We start from the raw sequence: 1,010 nt of genomic DNA on the forward strand, positions 1-1,010 counted from the left end.
GCGGCGCACCCGCTCACCGCCGTCTTCCACCTCGCCGGCATCCTCGACGACGGCCTGGTGACAGCGCTGGACCCGGACCGCACGACACGCGTCCTACGCCCCAAGGCCGACGCCGCATGGCACCTGCACGAACTCACCCAGGACCTGCCCCTGGTGGCGTTTGTTGTCTACTCGTCGGTGGCTGGTCTGCTGGGTTCGCCGGGACAGGCGAACTACGCGGCCGGGAACACCTTCCTCGACGGACTCGCCCACCACCGCCACACACAAGGCCTACCCGCCACCTCCCTGGCATGGGGACTCTGGGCCGACGGAATGGGCTCCACCCTCAGCACCTCCGAAACCGCCCGCTGGACCGCCACCGGCATGACCCCACTGACCACCACCGAAGGCACCGCCCTGCTCGACGCCGCACTCGACCTCCCCGTCCCCCTGCTCGCACCCACCCACTGGGACCGCACCACCCTCACCACACTCGCCAACAACGGCGAACTCCCACCCCTCCTCCACCGCCTCGCCACCACCCCCCAACGCCGCACCACCCGAAACACCACCACCACCGGCACAGCCACCAACTGGCAACAACACATGGCCACCCTCTCCCCCGCAGAACGCACCACCGCCGTCCGCGACCTGGTAGCCCACATCTGCGCCACCGTCCTGCACACCCAGCCCGGCACCCTCACCACCGACCAAGCCTTCAAACAACTCGGCTTCGACTCCCTCACCGCAGTCGAACTACGCAACCGCCTCAACCGCGAAACCGGACTACGCCTGCCCTCCACACTCATCTTCGACCACCCCACCCCCGCCGCACTCGCCACCCACATCACCGACCAGATCACCCCCACCCACACCCCCGACCACACCCCAGTCCCCGCACACACCCCCACCCACACCGACGACGACCCGATCGTCGTCGTCTCCATGGCCTGCCGCTACCCCGGCGACGTCAACAGCCCCGAAGACCTCTGGCACCTGGTCGCCGAAGGCACCGACGCAGTCACCGGATT

The 1,010-nt window shown here is 68.8% G+C and carries 1 protein-coding gene; it reads left to right on the forward strand.

All coding sequences use genetic code 11. The features are described from left to right. A partial coding sequence (locus ACWDZ6_RS33425) for a KR domain-containing protein (RefSeq protein WP_451505837.1) occupies positions 1-1,010 on the forward strand: 1,010 nt, incomplete at both ends.

The sequence above is a fragment of the Streptomyces sp. NPDC002926 genome (assembly GCF_053591755.1).